This is a genomic window from Agrobacterium cavarae (assembly GCF_004310285.1).
GTDB lineage: Bacteria > Pseudomonadota > Alphaproteobacteria > Rhizobiales > Rhizobiaceae > Agrobacterium > Agrobacterium cavarae.
The window spans coordinates 125,576-143,232 of record NZ_SISF01000031.1 but is presented as its reverse complement, the minus strand read 5'-3'; the positions used below and the strand labels follow the sequence as shown (position 1 = coordinate 143,232).

Genomic DNA, 17,657 nt, shown 5'->3' with positions numbered 1-17,657 from the left:
ACGCCATGGCCCAGGATTCCGAAAAGCTTCTTTCCATCCTGAAACTTCAACCTGTGGTGCCCGTGCTGATCGTGGACGATCTGGCCTCTGCCGTGCCGCTGGCCCGCGCGCTGGTGGAAGGCGGTCTGAAAGCCATCGAGATCACCATGCGCACGCCCGTCGCACTCGATGCCATCCGCGCCGTTGCCGCAGAGGTGGAAGGTGCGCATGTGGGCGCCGGCACCATCTTGAACGCCAAGGATTTCGATGCCGCCGCCAAGGCCGGCTCCACCTTCATCGTCAGCCCCGGCGTCAACAAGAGCGTTCTCGATGCTGCGGAAAGCTCCAACGTGCCGCTGCTTCCAGGTGCCGCCACCGCCAGCGAAGTCATGGTACTGCGCGATGCCGGCTACAAGGTTCTGAAATTCTTTCCTGCGGAACAGGCCGGTGGCGCGCCTTACCTGAAAGCGCTTTCCTCTCCGCTTGCCGGCACCGTGTTCTGCCCGACCGGCAGCGTCTCGCTGAAAAATGCCAAGGATTACCTGTCGCTGCCGAACGTCGTCTGCGTTGGCGGCTCCTGGGTTGCGCCCAAGGAACTGATCGCAGCGGGCGATTGGGCGGGCATCACCAAGCTTGCAGCCGAAGCCGCAGCGCTTCGCGGCTGATCGCTTGTTCATGCCGTTCACGACGGCGTGAAGATCCCTGCCATTTGTAATCGGCCGTACACTCCCTATCTCCTGTTTCGACATTGACGCAAACAGGAGATTTTGATGTTCGACGCGAAAAAGCTTCTCGACCAGTTTTTGGGTTCGCAGGTGCCTGGGCTGTCAGGAAGCGTGCGGGACCGTGCAGGCCAAGCCGCAGAGATTGCGAAGAACAATCCGATGAAGGCCGGTGCACTGGCTGCGGCCATTTTCGGCACCAAGACGGGCCGCAAGCTTGCGGGCAATGCCGCCGCCGTCGGCGGTATCGCCGCCATCGCCGGTCTTGGCTATCTCGCCTACCGCAACTATCAATCCGGCAAGTCGCCGCAGGCAGTGACCCAGCCGCAGCCGACGCAGGAGCTTTTGCCGCCGCCGGTCGATTCCCCGTTTCACCCGCAGTCTCCTGCGCTTTCCAACAGCTTTGCGCTGACGCTGGTGCAGGCGATGATTGCCGCTGCCAAGGCTGACGGCCATATCGACGCAGGCGAGCGCGCCCACATCATGGAGAAGGTCAAGGTCTCCGGTCTCGATCATGAGGCGGAAGCCTTCATCGAGAAGGAACTGGCCGATCCGCTGGATATCGACGCGTTGGTGGCTGCGGCAACGACCGAAGAGCAGAAGGTGGAAATCTACACCGCCTCGCGCCTTACCATCGAGCCGGATAGCCGGGCTGAGCGCGGCTATCTCGATCTTCTTGCCGGTCGTCTTGGCCTGCCGGATGCGCTGGTGGAGCATATCGAAGCGACCGTGTCGGCCGCCAAGGTCTGATCGATCAAATTATTCCATATCAGAGGTCGGTTGTGTTTGATCGATGGCTGACCTATTCCTGAGCGTCGCAACGCTCAGGAGGGAAGATGCGCGATCTCAGCCAGTTCAAAGGATGTCCAGCACCGCAGCCGGTGACGCTCGAAGGCCGGTTCGTGACCGCCGTTCCCTTTGATCGGGCGGCGCACCAGCAGGCGCTGTGGGATGCGCTTGGTGGGCTCGGTACCAATGAGCTGATCAAGTATTTCCCCAACGAGCCTTTTGCCGATGCGAGCGCCTTCAGCGACTGGATCGAGGGCATGGCGACAAGCTTGCAATGGGTGACACTGGTCTTCATCGAAAATGCGAGCAGCGATGTCGTCGGCATGGCGACCTATATGCGGCCTGATCCGAAGAATGGCGTGGTCGAGGTGGGCTCGGTTGCCCATGGGCCGAAGATGAAGCGCTCGCCACTTGCCACCGAAGCCCATTATCTGATGGCGCGGCACGTCTTCGACGATCTCGGTTATCGCCGTTACGAGTGGAAGTGCCACAATGAGAACGAGCCGTCCAAGATAACGGCCAGGCGCTACGGCTTCACCTTTGAAGGCGTCTTCCGCCAGCACATGATTTCCAAGGGCAAGAACCGCGATACCGCCTGGTTCTCGATCATCGACAGCGAGTGGCCGGTGATCCGTGAGGCCTTCGAGGCATGGCTTTCGCCCGAGAACTTCAATCAAGACGGAACGCAAAAGCGTAAGCTGGAAGAGATCCGTGCCGGCCTCTCCGCCGGGGTTCTCGCATGAGCGGCAAGGATACGACATCGGCCGCCATTGCCGCCATCGCCATCATTCTCGGCTTCGGGTTTCTGTTCTACATCATACCGACGGTGACGCTGTGGCTTGCCAACACCTATTCGGTGTGGCTGGCGGCGGCCTTCGATGTTGCGGCGGTGCTCGCCTTCTTCCTGGTCTTCTGGCTCCGGGCGCGCCACCAGCGGCGGGGTTGACTGCCCAAAGTGATGGCAATCGCGCCTGCCCAAAAATTCTGCATTCGGCCTTTTCTTGCACCTTCTTTCGGCGCAATTCCAAATGATGTATAGCGGCGGCATTTAAGATGCTGCTCTGTATACTTTGGTGATTCATGGACCGGAATGTGGCCGAAAGGCCGTTGGAATTGACCGTTTTTGCGCCGATTGCCCCGTCGCTTCCCGTCCGAGAGGATGAACCTTACGCCCGCGACGAGATGTTGCAGGAAATTTTTGAGCAGACGGCCAGGCGCTATCCGTCCAAACTTGCGCTTCGGCTTCTGGGAAACGATCCCGAATATAGCCGCCGGACTGAGCTGACTTACGGGCAACTGGCTGAACGCGCCATTCGCTTTGCCCGCACGCTGCAGACCATGGGCGTGAGACGTGGCGACCGCGTCGTCATCTGCCTGCCGCGCGGGCTCGATCAGTATATGGCGATCCTCGGTACGCTCTGGGCCGGCGCCTGCTATGTGCCGGTGGACTGGACCTATCCGCAGGACCGTATCGACTTCATTGCCGAAGATAGCGGCGCCACGCTGATCGTGACCGATGCCGAACGTGCCGGTGCCATGCGGGTGCAGACGCTGGTGGTCAACGAGACGCTGGGCGATCTTGCGGCACAGGATGCGTTGCCGATCACGCGGGCCGAAATCGGCGCGTCTCCAGACGATCTCGCCTATATCATCTACACCTCCGGAACGACCGGCCGCCCCAAGGGCGTGATGATCTCTCATCGCAGCGCCTGCCATTTCCTGCGCGCCGAAGGCGCGATCCTGGCGATCGAGGACACCGACAAGGTGTTCGGCGGCTTCAGTGTGGCCTTCGACATGTCGATCGAGACCATGTGGAGCGCCTTTTCCGCCGGTGCCGAACTGTTGGTTGCCAACGAAGCGCTGCACAGAGCGGGCCCGGATGTGGCAATCACCCTGGCCGAGGAAGGCGTCACCGTCTGGCACGTGGTGCCATCGCTCTTCACCCTGGTGGAAACCGAGCTTCCGACGCTGCGCATCGTCAATCTTGGCGGCGAGGCCTGCCCGCCGGATCTGGTGAACCGCTGGGCGCGCCCCGGCCTTCGCATCCTCAACACCTATGGCCCGACCGAAACGACGGTGACGGCCACATGGACGGAGGTGCAGCCTGGCCGCCGCGTCACCATCGGCCGGCCATTGCCGGGCTATACCGCCTGGATCGTCGACGACAAGCTTTGGCCGGTGAATGCCGGCGCCGAAGGCGAGCTTGTGATCGGCGGGCCGGGGGTCAGTTCCGGCTATGTGAACCGCCCCGATCTCACCGCAGACAAATTCGTCATGACGCCCTTCGACGGGCCGGATGGGCTTCCCGCGCGGATCTATCGCTCCGGCGATCTCGTGCGGCTCGATGCCGTCGGCGATATCGAATTCATGGGGCGCATCGATACGCAGGTGAAGATCCGTGGTTTCCGCGTCGAGCTTGCCGAGATCGAAGCGGTAATTGCCGAGGATTCTGCGGTGGCGCAGGCCGTGGTGCATCTCTTCCGCGATGACGACGGGTCCGAGCTTCTCGCCGCCTTCCTTGTCGCTCGCGGCAGTGCGGTGATCGATATCGAGGCTGCCCGCAAGCGCGTGGCCGACCGGTTGCCGAACTATATGCGGCCTGCCGCCTACCAGATACTCGATGCGCTGCCGACGCTGCCCGCCTCCGGCAAGGTGGACCGCAAGGCGCTTCAGCGCCCGGTGGTGGTGGCGTCCTCGGATCGCGAAGCTGTCGCGCCGCAGACGCCGCTCGAAATCCAGCTGCATGCCATCTGGTCGGAGGCTTTCGCGCCCCAGAAGGTGTCGGTCGAGGACGATCTCTTCGAGGATCTCGGCGGCCATTCGCTGAAAGCCGCGCGTCTGGCGTCGGCCATGCGCAAGGCGCCAGGACTCTCCGGTGTGTCTATCCAGGATCTCTACGCCGCGCCGACCATCCGCCGGCTTGCCGCGCGCCTGGGTGAGCACGTGATGGCCGAGAGCGCAGCGCTCGAACCCTTCCACCGTGTTAGCAATTTTCAGAAGCGTCTTTGCTGGACGCTGCAGACCATCGCGCTGGTGCCGATCTATGCGGTGGCCGGGCTGCAATGGTTCTTCCCCTATCTCGCCTACACCTATCTGGTCGAAGATTTCGGCCGCGTTTCGGCGCTGCTGTTGAGCGGCCTAAGCTTCATTCTCATTCCGCCGCTCGGCATGGTCTTTGCCATCCTGGTCAAATGGCTGGTGATCGGCCGCTACAAGGCGGGTGATTATCCGCTGTGGGGCAGCTATTATCTGCGCTGGTGGTTCGTGCGCCGCCTCTCCGATATCATCGCCACCCCCTATCTCAGCGGCACGCCGATGATCCGCTTCTATTACCGGCTGCTGGGTGCAAAGATCGGTCGTCGTGCCTTTATCGGTACCGTTGCCATCGACACCGCCGACCTCGTCAGCATCGGCGACGATGCGATCGTCAGCGATTATGCCATGCTCGCCACCAGCTCCGTCGAGCGCGGCCTCTTGCGCCTCGGCTCGGTCAAGATCGGCCGCAGCGCGTCCGTCGGCACCATGGCGGTGATCGGGCGCAACTGCGTGGTGGGCGATGCTGCAGCGCTCGAGGATCTGTCTTCGCTGCCGATGAACCAGTCGATCCCGGCTGGCGAAAGCTGGAACGGCTCTCCGGCCAAATGCGCCGCCACGGGCCGCGTTGCCCGGCGCGATGACGAGGCGGGCTTCCTGCGTCGCTTCCTGGTTGGTGTGGGGCTGTTCATCGCCGCTGCCCTTCTTCCCGTGGTCGCCATCCTGCCGATTGCGCCCGGTCTGATCGCGATGATCGAAATCGACTGGAACACCGATGGCTATTCCTACCTGCTGATTTCGCCATTCCTGGCGCTCACCTATATCGTTTTGATGTGCGTTCTGACCGTCTTTGCCAAGCGACTGATCCTCGGGCCGGTGCGTCCGGGACGCTACTCGATCCATAGTTGGTTCTATCTGCGCTTCTGGTTCGTCCAGCAGGTGACGGATCTGGCGCTGGCACTGCTTCACCCGATCTATGCCACCCTTTACGTGCTGCCCTGGTATCGCGCACTGGGTGTGCGAATCGGCAAGCGTGCCGAGATTTCCACCGCCGCAAAGATCGTGCCCGATCTCGTCGATATCGGGCCGGAGAGCTTCATTGCAGATGGCGTGGTCTTTGGTGCGGCGCGCCATGAGCCCGGCATCATCGAGCTTGCGCATACCAGAATTGGCCGGCGTTCCTTCATCGGCAATTCCGCCGTGCTGCCGACCGGGGCCAAGATCGCCGATGGTACGCTGATCGGCGTGCTCTCCAAGCCGCCATCGGATGGCGGGGCCGAGAAGCCGGATGGCACATGGTTTGGTTCTCCGCCGATTTCGCTGCCCGTGCGCCAGGCCGTCGGCCTGTTCGACGAGGGCGCGCGCTTCAACCCGCGGCCGCGGCTGGTCGCCATGCGCCTTGCGATCGAGGCGATCCGCGTGATCCTGCCGCTCACTCTGTTTCTCGCCTTCTTCAGCATCCTGTTCTCCATCGTCGGCGATATTCAGGATTACGATGACAGCCAGACGCTGATCGCGGCCGTCTTCCCCTTCCTCTATATCGGTTTCGCGTTGGCCTCTGGTCTCTCCGTCGTGGCGCTGAAGTGGCTGGTGATGGGCCGCTACAAGCCGACGACCAAGCCGCTGTGGAGCACCTTCGTTTGGCGCACCGAACTGGTGACGGCAACTTACGAGAACCTGGCGGTGCCGAACCTTCTGCAGCCTTTGCGTGGCACGCCTTGGATTTCGGCCTATCTGCGCCTGCTCGGCTGCAAGATCGGCCGCGATTGCTTCATCGACACGACCGATGTCACGGAGCATGATCTGGTGCGCATCGGCGACGAGGTGGCGCTGAACGAGTTCTCCGGTCTGCAGACCCATCTCTTTGAAGACCGGGTGATGAAGGTCAGCAGCGTGACGGTAGGCGACCGCGCAGTGATCGGCTCCTACGCCATCGTTCTCTACGACGCCGAAATCGGCGAAGATGCCCAACTCGGCGACCTTTCCGTCGTGATGAAGGGCGAAACGCTGCCGGCGGGCACCTCTTGGGAAGGCTCTCCGGCGCAACCCGTGCGCAGCGCATGAGTGAGATCGTCTGGCTTTCCGGCGCGGACGATCTGACGACAGCCACCGGCGAGGCGCCGGTGGTGTGGCACCTGCGCCTCGACAGGCCCGAGACGGAACGACTGGCGGGAGGCGCAACGCTCTCCGCCGCCGATCTGCAGGATCTGGCATCCAAGCCGGATGCCGGCATGCGAGCTCTGCGCCGACGCCTGGCGAAGATCCTTCTGGCGCGGCTCTCTGGCCTGCACCCGGACGAGATCATCATCGGCAGAAGCGCGCTCGGCGCGCCGCAGGTTCTTCACCCAGAGGGCTGGCACATCAGCCTCGCCGGGCGATTTCCCCACTGCCTGATCGGCCTCAGCCGGCCCCCCATCGGCGTGGATATCGAACCGCTTGATGCCGAACCGCCACCCGAAGACAGCTTTACCCCAACCGAACGACTGGCCCTTCAAGGGGCCACGGACACAACGCTCATCACCCGCTGGACGGCAAAAGAAGCGCACGCCAAGTGCCTCGGCGTCGCATCGCGCATCGATGCAGCCGAGATGGAGACGGTGGTTTTCGGTGCCGGGTTGCGGGTTGTTTCAAGGGAAGGGGAAACGCATGTGTGCGTGCGGGCGGAGGCAGGGACCGTGCAGGCGGTTGCCGGACTGCCCGATTCCGGTTGGCGATAGTCACCGGACCAGCGCGAAACCCTGTTAAGGCTGCGCCCGAACCACGACATTTCTGCCCTGGTCCTTTGCCGAGTACAATGCTGCGTCTGCGCGCAGGAGAAGCTCTTGCAGTCGCTCGGTCGGGCGGGCCTGCGCAACGCCGAAGCTGCCGGTGATGCGCCCTTTCGGTAATGGCTCGACCACGCGACTTTCGACAGCGTGGCGCAGACGTTCTGCCACCGTTTCCGCCGCTGCGAGGTCGGCGCCGGGCAAGACGATGCAGAACTCTTCGCCGCCCATTCTCGCGGCGTAGTCATAAGGGCGCAGGTGATCCTTCACGGCTTCGCCGATGGCCATCAGAACGTTGTCGCCGGCATCGTGGCCGTATTCATCATTGATGCGCTTGAAGTGATCGAGATCGAAGAGGATGAGCGACACCGCTTCTTCCGGTCGTGCGGCCTTGGCGCGAATGATCGGCATCTGCTCCATCAGCGCGCGGCGGTTTCCCAGCCCTGTCAGAAAATCCGTGGTTGCCTGATGCTTCAGTTGCTTGGTCAAGGTCTCGACCTGCAACAGCATCGATCGCGCAATATCGGTCACGGTGCCGATCTCGTCGGGCGATGCCGGATACATCTTCAAGATCCCCTTGTCCTCTGGATACCGCTTCATGGCATCCGCCAGCAGGTTGAGAGGCCTGATCAGCCGCCAGATCGCAAAAAGGCAGAGGGACGTGCCGACCAGGGTGGCGACGAGGATGAGAAGAAAGACCGACAACGTGCTGAGCTGAAAACCCATCGACAGATAGGCGACTAGCGCAATCAGCGGCACGTGGACGCTGACGAAGCAGACGAGAAAGGTTTTCGCGACGAAGGACGATTTGATCTTGGTCACGAGCACCTCAGGCTGCGGCTTATATTAACGCTGCCTCATTTAGTGGCATAAACATGAGAATCCTAGACCATGTTCTGGTGGGCAACATCTCGCAGAGAGGGATCGCGCCCTTCGGGACGATCCAATCGAGGTCGATCAATTGGATAAGACGTCGTGGAGTGTGTTACGAGCCACTGGCCGAGAGCGATCTCAGCGCCGAGGACAGGTAGCGTTCTGTCAACTCCCGTTTCTGCGCCTTCGCCAGATCGATCGCAGCGCCAATGTGCGATTCGAGCCCGACGCCACCCGAACCGGCCCCGATTGCCCGTTCAACAAGCACGACCCCCGAATAGACCGAAGGCAGGCCATCGGCGTCCCTGGCACAGGAGCCCATGCTTAGAAGGGACTTTATCTTTCCACCCGCGCAATGAATACGATAGGGCGACAGGAGCGGTGTGCCGCCGAGGATCACGTCATGAATACGTTCGGCAAGGCGCGGCCGGTCTTCCTCGACGATCCTTTCGAGGATGGATTCAACCGGAAGACCCCTCGCGAGCTCGTCCTGATCGATCTCGTATATCTGTGCGAAGGCGACATCGCCTGTCAGCAGGTTCGTGGACAAGGACCACGAATAGAAGCCCGCGCCTTCCAGTAAATCCTTGATCAAGCCTCTCTGCATTGTCTCCACGGCGATTCCCCATTACCCTGACACGATTAAAAACCATGCGATTGTTTTCACCAACGGGTTGCGCAGGCATTCCGGGGCCGATTGCCGGTATTGCACCGATCACATTTGTGTGTGCGGACATTCTAAAACAGGGCGGGCGCGGATTGCTGGCGGCAATACCATGCTATCTTGATGGTTGGGCCAGTCGCGATTGGGAAGGCGCCGTGATGACAAACCTGGCTGAAGCAGGAATGCGGCGCTCTATCGTTTTTGATCGACGCATCGTGCTTTCCGAAAATCGAAAGCGATTTTCGGGCTGATGCTGTAGGCCACGGTCACGCCAACGCTCTTGTTGCGGATACGCTGCGGGAGTAATCTGGTTTTCAATTTCGTTGACGTGGCTGCTGAACATGGCCAGATCGAGCCATGTAGGCTCGGCCTTATCGTGCTCGTCACAGGCACGCCGTCATAGCTGCCTTTGCCTCAGCAGAGAGCATCCAAGTCCATACCAGGAGAGATTACCCCATGGCCCGAAAGAACAGGGATGAGCAGGAGTCGTGGGACGAGCCGAAGCCGGAGCCGGTGATCTGTGCGCTGTGCCAGCGCGTCATACCCGACGATCAGATGGACCAGCATCATCTCGTTCCCAAGAGCAAGGGCGGAAAGCAGACCGTGTCCCTGCACCGGATCTGCCACGACCAGATCCATTCGATCTTCACCGACGCCCAGCTCGCCAAGAAGTTCTCCACGATCGAGGCCATTCTGGAGGAGCCAGCGGTGCAGACATTCGTCGCCTGGATCAAAAACAAGCCTCCGGGCTTTGCGGATTCCGCCAGGGGATCACGGCAGTCCTTCGGGCGAGGGCGCTAGTCTTAAAGCGCCGTGCGTCTTATGGGACGCGCAAGGGACGCTTTGTCTTTTTGAATATACGCATCGGCGGCGTCCGGCTGGACGCGATTGCGGACCTCTCAGCCTGCCGAAGCCTTGCCTCAGACGGATAGGTCGAAGATATCCGCCTCTTCCTGGGTCGCGAAGGTAAATGTCACCAGTTCGCTGTCGTCGCTCTGGCGGATGCCGATGGCTGTCACGATCAGCCGGGCGATCTCGTCCTGCGCTTCGCTTCCCGACCTCGATGATCCGACCGCCTTCTCGATGGCGGGGGCGAAGAGTTCGCTGATGACACCGAGGCGCATGTTGTAGCGCATGATGATATCGCGGTCCTCGATGATCGCGGCCTGTTCTTCCTTCGGGATGTCGGCATTGTCCATGGCGGTGATCGTCGCATTCGTCGCCAGCTTGATCGGGCCTTCGGCCAGCCAGCGATCGACCATCTCATCGAACTGGCGCATGCGCTGCGCGGGGATTGTCTTCTGTACCGTGATCGACATCTGCGTTCCTTTGTTCGCTGCCATGCGTGCTGTCACGCGCTTCCCGATCCGGGATCGACTATTGCCAGCATGAGATCTTTTGGGAGCAGGCTTTATGGGGTCAGGCCACAAGCTTCAATGGTTTTGTGTGGAAAGCTCGCCGCCGATAAGCGTGATCTTGAGGAATGAGCGCAGCCTCCGGACAAAGCCACGCCCTCAACGACCATCTTTTGCCTCGTCATAGGTTTTCGCTGCCGCGTCGATCCTGTCGCCATTTTCAGCTGCCCAGGCGCACAGGGCTTCGAACGGCTGCCGCAGGGAGTGGCCGAGCGGCGTGATGGCATATTCCACGCCGATCGGCTGCGTCGGCAGAACCGTGCGCGTGACCAGCCCGTTGCGCTCCAGCCTCTTCAACGCATCGGCCAGCGCCTTGTGCGTGATGCCAGCCAGACGCCGCTTGATTTCGTTGAAGCGCGATGGCTTGGGGCAGATCACCGTCAGGATCAGGATCGTCCATTTGTCGGCGATCTTGTCCAGCACCGGGCGGACTTTCGGCATATCGCAGAGCGCCTGCTGAGAGAGGGTTTCCAGGTCGGTATACTCGTCCATATCTAGGCTATCCAAGGTGCGTAATTGATATCAGATATCCACCGTATATCATGGCGGGACCATTCAGAGCAATTCAGGTGAACATCCGTTCACCCTGAAGTGCTCTGGTGTTTGTTTGACGCATTTCCGGACGCAAAACCGAGCACACTTTTGCTGGAAATGCTTTCCTGAAAGGAACTAAAATGGCTCGCATGAACAACAAGGTGGCTCTGGTCGTAGGCGGCGCGAAGGGCATCGGCCTCGCCATAGCGGAGCGGCTTTCTGCCGAAGGCGCAAAGGTCTTTCTCACCAGCCGCAAGGGGGAGGAGGCTGAAAAGGCGGCCCAGAGCATCGGCAATGGCGTGATCGGCATTGCCGCCGATGCAAGCTCTCCCGAAGACATGCTCGCGGCTGTCGAAACCGTCCGCCAGGCCCATGGCCATATCGACGCGCTGGTCTTGAATGCCGGTCTTTCCGAATATGCACAGATTGCCGAGATCACGCCGGAGCATTTCGACCGCCACTTCGACGTCAACGTCCGAGGAATGGTCTTCGGCTTTCAGGCCGCTCTCCCTGCCATGAGAGAAGGAAGCTCAGCTGTCCTTATCGGGTCGATTGCCGGTAGCGCGGGCTACGCAGGTTACGGAACCTATTGCGCAACCAAAGCGGCCGTCCGCTCCTATGCACGAACCTGGACGGCTGAACTCGCTCCTAAAGGCATCCGCGTCAATGTTGTGGCACCCGGACCGACGGATACGGACATGATGGCCTCAGTCGCAGATGACGTGCGCGCGGCGATCGTCGCGCCGATCCCGATGGGCCGCATGGGACGGCCCGCGGAAGTGGCCGCGGCGACGCTGTTTCTGCTGAGCGATGAGGCGAGCTATATCGCCGGCGCCGAGCTCTGCGTCGATGGCGGGTTGCGGCAGGCATGACGAGGGACTGAAGATGGTGCCCGACCGAGAAGGGGTCGGGCAGCCACGATCACCATCCCAAGCCTGCGGCTGACGATGGTGGCGATGTTGAGCCGTCAGGCTGTCGTGTGGACTGGACGCTGCGACGTTGTCTGCCGCCGGCTGGTCAATGTCAGGATCAGGGCTCCGCTCAAACCGGACACGAGCGATCCCATCAAAATCCCGATCTTGACGTGATCCTGCACTGCCGGATCGTTGAATGCCAGCAAGCCGATGAACAGCGACATCGTAAACCCGATGCCACACAGAAGTGCCGTGCCTGCCACCTGTCCCCAGCTTGCCTGCGCGGGAAGTTGCGCCACACCGAGCTTCACAAGCACGGCGACGACGCCAAACACGCCGATGAGCTTGCCGAAGAAAAGGCCACCGGCAACACCCATTGTCAGTGGCTCGGTAAAGACCGACAGGCTCAGACCCGAAAGGGAGACGCCGGCATTGGCGAAGCCGAAGATTGGCACGATGATGAAGGCAACAGGCTTGTGCAGCGCATGCTCGAGGCGATGAAGCGGCGACTCCTCCGGCGTCGCTTCCGGTGTGCCGGGCGTCAACTTGAGCGGGATCATCAGCGCCAGCATCACGCCAGCCAGTGTTGCGTGAACGCCGGACGCAAAGACGAGCACCCAGAGAACAGCGCCAAGGACGAGATAGGGCCACAGCACCTTTACCTTCATCTTGTTGAAGATGAAGAGACTGCCCCAGACGAGACCAGCGCCGATAAGAGCGACCAGGTTCAGGTCTGCCGTATAGAACAGAGCGATGACGATGACCGCACCGAGATCATCGATGATGGCCAGCGCTGCAAGAAAGATCTTCAGCGACGTCGGGACGCGCGATCCGAACAGGGAGAGCACGCCAAGGGCAAAAGCGATGTCCGTCGCTGTCGGTATGGCCCATCCCTGCAAGGCTGCTGGATTGTCGCGGTTCAGCAGGACGTAGAAGAGTGCCGGACATATCATACCGCCCGCTGCGGCAGCACCCGGCAGAACCCTGCGGCTCCAGCTGGAGAGTTGACCGTCAAGCATTTCGCGTTTGATTTCCAAACCCACCATCAGGAAGAACACCGCCATCAGGGCGTCGTTGATCCAGTGCTGGATGCTCAGCGGTCCGATATAGACGTGGAGGATATGGAAATAATCTTCAGCCAGAGGCGAGTTGGCCGTGATGATGGCAAGAAGTGCGACGGCCATGAGCACGAGGCCACCCGAGGCCCCGTTGTCGAGGAACTTGCGAAGTGTGGAATTGATGCGACCTGGATTTGATGTCGAAGACACAGGCTCACCCTCCCTTAGTTGGAAGTTGATCTTAGTCTCCGTCGATTTCGGGGGAACCCGCAGCGCACGCAGCACGCGCTGTCAGGTTCAATCATAGCGCAGTTTGGCGCGTTTTTCCACCAAAACCGGCATCTTGCGCGTCCGGTTTAAGGCTTGTTTGCCGGGGAGGCCGACGTTTCAGCGCCGCGCTTGTTCGTCCTCCACCCGGCCGGCAAACCAGTTGGCGAGCAGTGCGCCGGATATGTTGTGCCACACGCTGAAAATGGCGCTGGGCACGGCGGCAAGTGGCGAGAAATAGGCCGTTGCAAGGGCGGCACCAAGCCCGGAATTCTGCATGCCGACCTCGATGGCAATGGCTTTGCGCTTGGCAAGCGTTAGACCACAGGCCTTCGCCGCAAAGAAGCCCAGCAGGTAACCAAGGCCGTTGTGCAGGATAACGACGGCGAAGATCATCAGGCCGGATTGGACGATGGATGTTTTGGACGCGCCGACAACCGCCGACACGATCAGCACGATGCCGATGACGCTGAGGAGCGGCAGAGCGGGGACGGCGGCCTTGACGAAAGCGGGCAGAAGCTTCTGCAGGAGTGCGCCGAGTGCCAGCGGTATCAGCACCACCTTGATGATGCTCATGAACATCGCCCAGCCGTCGACGGGCAGGTACTGGCTGGCAAACAGCCAGACGAGGAAGGGCGTGACGATGGGAGCCACAAGCGTGGTGACCGACGTGCAGGCAACAGAGAGCGCCACGTCTCCCTTGGACAGATAGGTCATGACGTTGGAGGATGTCCCACCAGGGCAGCAGCCCACCAGGATCACGCCTGCCGCCACTTCCGGCGGCATTGGAATGAACTTGGTCAAGAGAACAGCCAGAAGCGGCATGATCAGGAATTGGCCAAGAACGCCGATCGTCACATCGAAGGGCCGCTTCACCACCTCGCGGAAGTCATCAAGCGAAAGGGTAAGACCCATGCCGAACATGATGATGGACAGCAATGTCACGATCCATGGACCGATCTGCTTGAACGTATCGGGAAAGAAGAAGCCGAGGACCGCAAACAGCACCACCCAGGCCGCGAATGTCTTGCCAACGAACGACGATATCTGCGCCAATGCCTTCATGATCTGTCCCTCCAAAGAAATGCTAGCGGGACGTCTAGATGCGTCAGCTTGACTGTCAAGGTCACTTTGGCGGGGTTGTTGCGTGTCTGCTAATATTGCGGTTGTCGTTTACGGCAGAGATATGGACGACGGTTGCAGACGCAGCGCGCGGGGGCATCGTTGCGCCGGTTCCCGTGGGCCGCATGGCGAAACCCTCGGAAATGGAGGCGGCAGTGCTATTCTTGTTGAGCGATAAGGCGAGCTATGTCGCAGGTGCGGAACTCTGCGTCGGTGATAGGTCGAGGCGGCTTTAGGAATTGGTGCAATGCGACACCACATCTTGAAGAGGTTAGGCTGCTGCCCGGTAAAGAGTTCATACCCGTGCAGTGGCATTACTATAGGCTATCGCTATCGCGTTTTGCAGTGCTAATGTATGCAGTAGGCTTACGTATCGCCGAAAAAGAAGCGGGTGAACTGTATTGGTGGCAGCAAACCTGTAACTTCCTAAATCGCAACCATTGGAGCTGCCATAAGCGCAGCTATTAACCAAACATCAAGCCTTCGCGCCGTCCGCCCTTGGCCTTACGTCTACGCGCTCGATCAGCGTGGCCATGGGAACGGAATGCATGTGATGTTCGGAACCCGACATTAGTAAGAGCCGATTGATCGTGTTGTCCTGAAATCCACCGAGGTGAAATTCGGTGGTAAGTCTCGCTGGGGCAACTGGGCACTTTATACTGGTGATTAGAGAGTTTGCCGAATTCCGTTGCCGCCGAAACCGTGCGGCAAGCTGTGCCTCAAAGTTCGGTTTCAAGTTGTTGATGGAAGTCGAGGCGGTGTAGCTGAACGCAGCACGAAAGAGAGGTGCCATTTCGCGAAACGATCGATGATCTAACACTCCGAGTACGGCATCGTGCCCCACCGGAAAATTTACTGTGGTAGACGCGATCTCGCGTTGAAGTTGAATTAGAGTTGGACGGCTTTCTAGATGCCGCCTAGAAAGTGCGGCTTGGAGTTCTTTCCATCTGTACGGACTATCGGTCAGGATCTGCGCGCCAGTTGCTTGCGCCAAGTACATCGCGACTTCGAAGTTGGGTTCCATCTTCATGATTTGGAACTCGCCACCGTCGCTCAGTGTGCTTTCATCGAGAATGGCCAAGCGATCCTCGATCTTCATCTGCTGGATTGCTGCAGCGACGGTATCCCTATCGACTGCCTCATTTCCGTCGATCTCCAACATTTTCTTGATAAGAGTATCCATGGGCATGTTCAAAAGCATGCGGCGCATGTCTTCTTGCATTATGGCATAATACCTTGGATCGTCCGACGGCTTGAACGCAATAGCCCGAGCGCGCGCCTTGGCCATTGCCATTACTTGGTCGCGGAGATGAAAGTCAAAGTCGCATGGATTCGGAACCAACGTGACTAGCCCAGCTTCAACAAGCGGCATTATATTTAGGAAAGTCATAAGACTCTTTACAGCTTCACCGCGGTACTGGTGCGGATTCTCAGTTGGTCGCTTTTCCTTCCGTATGGTTCTCGAAATTAGGAACGGGTTCTGGATAATGACCTCGCCGAAAAATAGCGGTGTACCAAGCGCGAATTCGATGATCAATTTTGGATGTAGAAGGCCTGTAAAGACTGATCGCATTTTGCCGTCCGGTTTTGGCATCAGGGACAGCAGGTCGGTTTCAAGTGGCCACAAGTCTTGATACAGATCATACATCTGAGCAATCTTGTCGTCGGTCATCTCACGACGGACCGTGTTCCAATCTTGGCGCCCCAAGTCAAAGAGACGGATCAGGGCATTAAAGAACATCATGTTCCGCTCGCGAATACTCTTTTCGGTCCACGACGTTCGCAGTTGTATCGGCTTGTTTCGACAGCATTTTCCAAACGGGTATCCGGATCCGCAGGGACAATAATCACGTGGCTTAGGTTGGTCCTTTGGCTCGGCCTTCATTAGCCATTTCCGGGGTTCTTCAGTCCGTCCAAACTCGTCTTGATAGTGAACATCGCCATTATCAAATTTCGCAAACATCTCGCCACCAAACCGGTAAAGCTCTTCAGATGGTGGCAGAAACGTGTTCTTCAGTTCAGCCCAAGGCTTTGATACCATTTTTTCGGGGTAGAGATCTTCTCGGCGGGACGCCGCGATATAGCGATTTGCGCGGGACTTGATTACCAAGTTCGCTTCGGCGACCTGAGCGTCGGACAGATATCTCGCCTTAATGAAGTCGATGGTCGATACCATCGTCGATTGGTAATTCCGTGCAAATGTCCTCTTTATATTGGGGCGTACATAAGGATCTTTGGCATATTCGAGGTTGGTTAGAATGAGGAGATGATCAGGACCCAGTGGGAAAAGTGTCTGCGAGCCTTTCAGAGCGATCGATGGATCTCCCGGGTATCGATTTTGGGTGGCCGAGGGTGGGATAGCATAGTTGTAGACCGTAACCGGATGGTCACTGACAATAAACTTAACGCTGGATCGCTCGGCGGAGACAATTTCCCGAGTTCCGGTTGTCCAAGTTGTGACGTTGAGCATACGTATGCTCTGCATTTCCAACATCAATTGGTTCTGGGCCAAGTCGGGTAACTTTTGGCCGAGCAGACCGATCTCTGGGTATTGTTGGCCTAGCCACGCGAGGCCCTTTGGTGTGCGCAATTTCTGTATATCGAGAAATTCAAAAAGGGTTTGGAAATGCTCATGCCATGCTCGCTTATCATCGCTGCAGAATGCTCTGATAGCGTCTGCACCTCGACGGTCGATATCACCGAAAAGCTTGCGCTCAATCTCGTCATCAACCTTTGTACCAAAGAATGTTGAGTACAGATCGTGCTCGACGAATGCACGTGAAGAAGGTGATTTGAAAAGGCTGCGGCCAGTTGACACTATGCCTTCTCGGTTCGTGTATTTGGGCGGTTGTGTATCAAGCATAAAAAGGGTTTCGCTGCCCGGAGCGAAAAACCTTTCCTGATGCCATTGAGGGACGTAGTGATTCTTCCTGGTGACTGACATGGGCGGCTCTTTTCCATACTTGCGGGACATTACAGCGGACGAATGCCCCGGAAAGTCTCAAGCCTGCAACGACGCTCCCAACAATGCCAGCCCCATCAACAGCACCACCAGCGCCCCGGCAATCTCGATGCCGTTGGCGATCCTTGAGGCGCGGCGGCTGCCGGTTCCGGCGTAGCGGATGGCGGCGTCCTTGGCGGTGACGGCGAGGATGGCAAGCAGCGAGACGGTGATGGCGGTGCCGATGGACATGGCGAGCACCGAGAGCATGCCGCCGAACAGCAGGCCGTTCAGCATGGAAAAGCTCATGACGATGATGGCCCCGGAGCAGGGGCGAAGACCGACCGCCACAATGGCCGACCAGGCTTCGGTGAGGCTGAAGGTGCGGGACTGGAAGAGCAGGGGGTCGGGCGCATGCGCCTTGCCGCAGGCATCGCAGAGATCGCCGCTGCCGCTTTGGGCATGATCGGCAAAGACCGGCTGACCCTGGAAGCGCAGGCCGCTGCCCATGCCGGTGCGGCGGGGCGCCGAGCCTGCGGGCTCCCCGAAGCCGGTCGTTCCGCTTTCGGCTGCCTTGAACG

Annotated in this window: 17 protein-coding genes; 9 read left to right on the top strand and 8 right to left on the bottom strand. The window is 59.5% G+C overall.

Annotated elements, in window-relative coordinates; translation table 11 throughout:
- Nucleotides 1–5: 5 nt before the first annotated feature.
- The 6 genes from EYC79_RS14090 to EYC79_RS14065 all read left to right on the top strand — a co-directional run bounded on the left by EYC79_RS14090 (nucleotide 6) and on the right by EYC79_RS14065 (nucleotide 7,240).
- Complete coding sequence (locus EYC79_RS14090) at nucleotides 6–644, top strand: 2-dehydro-3-deoxy-phosphogluconate aldolase (protein ID WP_062427961.1); 639 nt, start codon at nucleotides 6–8, stop codon at nucleotides 642–644.
- Between the two features lie 105 nt (nucleotides 645–749).
- Nucleotides 750–1,451, top strand: a complete 702-nt coding sequence (locus EYC79_RS14085; RefSeq protein WP_062427782.1) for a tellurite resistance TerB family protein — start codon at nucleotides 750–752, stop codon at nucleotides 1,449–1,451.
- Between the two features lie 86 nt (nucleotides 1,452–1,537).
- Entirely contained in the window at nucleotides 1,538–2,233 is a 696-nt protein-coding gene (locus EYC79_RS14080; RefSeq protein WP_130978398.1) for a GNAT family N-acetyltransferase, read from the top strand.
- A complete protein-coding gene (locus EYC79_RS14075) occupies nucleotides 2,230–2,436 on the top strand; it encodes a hypothetical protein (RefSeq protein ID WP_062439355.1) in 207 nt (68 codons plus the stop codon). The genes EYC79_RS14080 and EYC79_RS14075 overlap by 4 nt, the downstream gene beginning before the upstream one ends.
- 161 nt (nucleotides 2,437–2,597) lie before the next feature.
- Nucleotides 2,598–6,587, top strand: coding sequence for a Pls/PosA family non-ribosomal peptide synthetase (locus tag EYC79_RS14070; RefSeq protein ID WP_245495288.1), 3,990 nt, complete (start codon nucleotides 2,598–2,600; stop codon nucleotides 6,585–6,587).
- Nucleotides 6,584–7,240: a 4'-phosphopantetheinyl transferase family protein gene (locus EYC79_RS14065; RefSeq protein ID WP_130978396.1), complete on the top strand. Its 657-nt coding sequence runs from the start codon at nucleotides 6,584–6,586 to the stop codon at nucleotides 7,238–7,240. Before EYC79_RS14070 ends, EYC79_RS14065 begins: the two co-directional genes overlap by 4 nt.
- A 24-nt stretch (nucleotides 7,241–7,264) precedes the next feature.
- On the opposite strand, the gene EYC79_RS14060 is transcribed toward EYC79_RS14065, so the two are convergent.
- Together EYC79_RS14060 and EYC79_RS14055 are read right to left on the bottom strand one after the other, a co-directional pair.
- Nucleotides 7,265–8,110, bottom strand: a complete 846-nt coding sequence (locus EYC79_RS14060; RefSeq protein ID WP_130978395.1) for a diguanylate cyclase — start codon at nucleotides 8,108–8,110, stop codon at nucleotides 7,265–7,267.
- Nucleotides 8,111–8,273: 163 nt separating this feature from the next.
- Nucleotides 8,274–8,756, bottom strand: a complete 483-nt coding sequence (locus EYC79_RS14055) for a PAS domain-containing protein (protein WP_207773667.1) — start codon at nucleotides 8,754–8,756, stop codon at nucleotides 8,274–8,276.
- 525 nt (nucleotides 8,757–9,281) lie between these two features.
- Here EYC79_RS14055 and EYC79_RS14050 point away from each other — a divergent pair.
- Nucleotides 9,282–9,626, top strand: coding sequence for an HNH endonuclease (locus EYC79_RS14050; RefSeq protein ID WP_130978394.1), 345 nt, complete (start codon nucleotides 9,282–9,284; stop codon nucleotides 9,624–9,626).
- A gap of 119 nt (nucleotides 9,627–9,745) precedes the next feature.
- Here the strand turns inward: EYC79_RS14050 and EYC79_RS14045 are convergent, their stop codons facing one another.
- Nucleotides 9,746–10,168, bottom strand: coding sequence for a hypothetical protein (locus EYC79_RS14045; RefSeq protein WP_112956484.1), 423 nt, complete (start codon nucleotides 10,166–10,168; stop codon nucleotides 9,746–9,748).
- Nucleotides 10,169–10,339: 171 nt separating this feature from the next.
- Nucleotides 10,340–10,732, bottom strand: coding sequence for a winged helix-turn-helix transcriptional regulator (locus EYC79_RS14040; RefSeq protein ID WP_130978393.1), 393 nt, complete (start codon nucleotides 10,730–10,732; stop codon nucleotides 10,340–10,342).
- Between the two features lie 182 nt (nucleotides 10,733–10,914).
- Here EYC79_RS14040 and EYC79_RS14035 point away from each other — a divergent pair, with 182 nt between their 5' ends.
- Entirely contained in the window at nucleotides 10,915–11,646 is a 732-nt protein-coding gene (locus EYC79_RS14035) for an SDR family NAD(P)-dependent oxidoreductase (protein WP_130978392.1), read from the top strand.
- A 95-nt stretch (nucleotides 11,647–11,741) separates the two neighbouring features.
- Here EYC79_RS14035 and nhaA read toward each other — a convergent pair whose 3' ends face one another.
- Together nhaA and EYC79_RS14025 are read right to left on the bottom strand one after the other, a co-directional pair.
- A complete protein-coding gene (gene nhaA, locus EYC79_RS14030) occupies nucleotides 11,742–12,956 on the bottom strand; it encodes a Na+/H+ antiporter NhaA (protein WP_205654395.1) in 1,215 nt (404 codons plus the stop codon).
- Nucleotides 12,957–13,133: 177 nt separating this feature from the next.
- Nucleotides 13,134–14,078 carry a bile acid:sodium symporter family protein gene (locus EYC79_RS14025; RefSeq protein WP_130978391.1) on the bottom strand — a complete coding sequence of 315 codons (945 nt, stop codon included), beginning with the start codon at nucleotides 14,076–14,078 and terminating at the stop codon, nucleotides 13,134–13,136.
- 38 nt (nucleotides 14,079–14,116) lie between these two features.
- On the opposite strand from EYC79_RS14025, the gene EYC79_RS24065 reads away from it, so the two are divergent.
- Nucleotides 14,117–14,371, top strand: a complete 255-nt coding sequence (locus EYC79_RS24065) for an SDR family oxidoreductase (RefSeq protein ID WP_130978390.1) — start codon at nucleotides 14,117–14,119, stop codon at nucleotides 14,369–14,371.
- A 239-nt stretch (nucleotides 14,372–14,610) separates the two neighbouring features.
- Here EYC79_RS24065 and EYC79_RS14015 read toward each other — a convergent pair whose 3' ends face one another.
- The gene (locus tag EYC79_RS14015; protein WP_130978389.1) at nucleotides 14,611–17,079 is read right to left on the bottom strand and encodes a DUF4238 domain-containing protein; all 2,469 of its coding nucleotides are present in this window, start codon (nucleotides 17,077–17,079) and stop codon (nucleotides 14,611–14,613) included.
- Between the two features lie 57 nt (nucleotides 17,080–17,136).
- Nucleotides 17,137–17,657: nickel/cobalt transporter (locus tag EYC79_RS14010; RefSeq protein ID WP_418122794.1), on the bottom strand; the 521-nt coding region annotated here is incomplete at its 5' end.

What these genes read in the sequence shown, in the direction of transcription:
- EYC79_RS14040 (WP_130978393.1), bottom strand. Translation starts at nt 10,732, where the DNA reads ATGGACGAGTATACCGACCTGGAAACCCTCTCTCAGCAGGCGCTCTGC.
- EYC79_RS14090 (WP_062427961.1), top strand. Translation starts at nt 6, where the DNA reads ATGGCCCAGGATTCCGAAAAGCTTCTTTCCATCCTGAAACTTCAACCT.
- EYC79_RS14035 (WP_130978392.1), top strand. Translation starts at nt 10,915, where the DNA reads ATGGCTCGCATGAACAACAAGGTGGCTCTGGTCGTAGGCGGCGCGAAG.
- EYC79_RS14065 (WP_130978396.1), top strand. Translation starts at nt 6,584, where the DNA reads ATGAGTGAGATCGTCTGGCTTTCCGGCGCGGACGATCTGACGACAGCC.
- EYC79_RS14025 (WP_130978391.1), bottom strand. Translation starts at nt 14,078, where the DNA reads ATGAAGGCATTGGCGCAGATATCGTCGTTCGTTGGCAAGACATTCGCG.
- EYC79_RS14045 (WP_112956484.1), bottom strand. Translation starts at nt 10,168, where the DNA reads ATGGCAGCGAACAAAGGAACGCAGATGTCGATCACGGTACAGAAGACA.
- EYC79_RS24065 (WP_130978390.1), top strand. Translation starts at nt 14,117, where the DNA reads ATGCGTCAGCTTGACTGTCAAGGTCACTTTGGCGGGGTTGTTGCGTGT.
- EYC79_RS14080 (WP_130978398.1), top strand. Translation starts at nt 1,538, where the DNA reads ATGCGCGATCTCAGCCAGTTCAAAGGATGTCCAGCACCGCAGCCGGTG.
- EYC79_RS14050 (WP_130978394.1), top strand. Translation starts at nt 9,282, where the DNA reads ATGGCCCGAAAGAACAGGGATGAGCAGGAGTCGTGGGACGAGCCGAAG.
- EYC79_RS14075 (WP_062439355.1), top strand. Translation starts at nt 2,230, where the DNA reads ATGAGCGGCAAGGATACGACATCGGCCGCCATTGCCGCCATCGCCATC.
- EYC79_RS14085 (WP_062427782.1), top strand. Translation starts at nt 750, where the DNA reads ATGTTCGACGCGAAAAAGCTTCTCGACCAGTTTTTGGGTTCGCAGGTG.
- EYC79_RS14015 (WP_130978389.1), bottom strand. Translation starts at nt 17,079, where the DNA reads ATGTCAGTCACCAGGAAGAATCACTACGTCCCTCAATGGCATCAGGAA.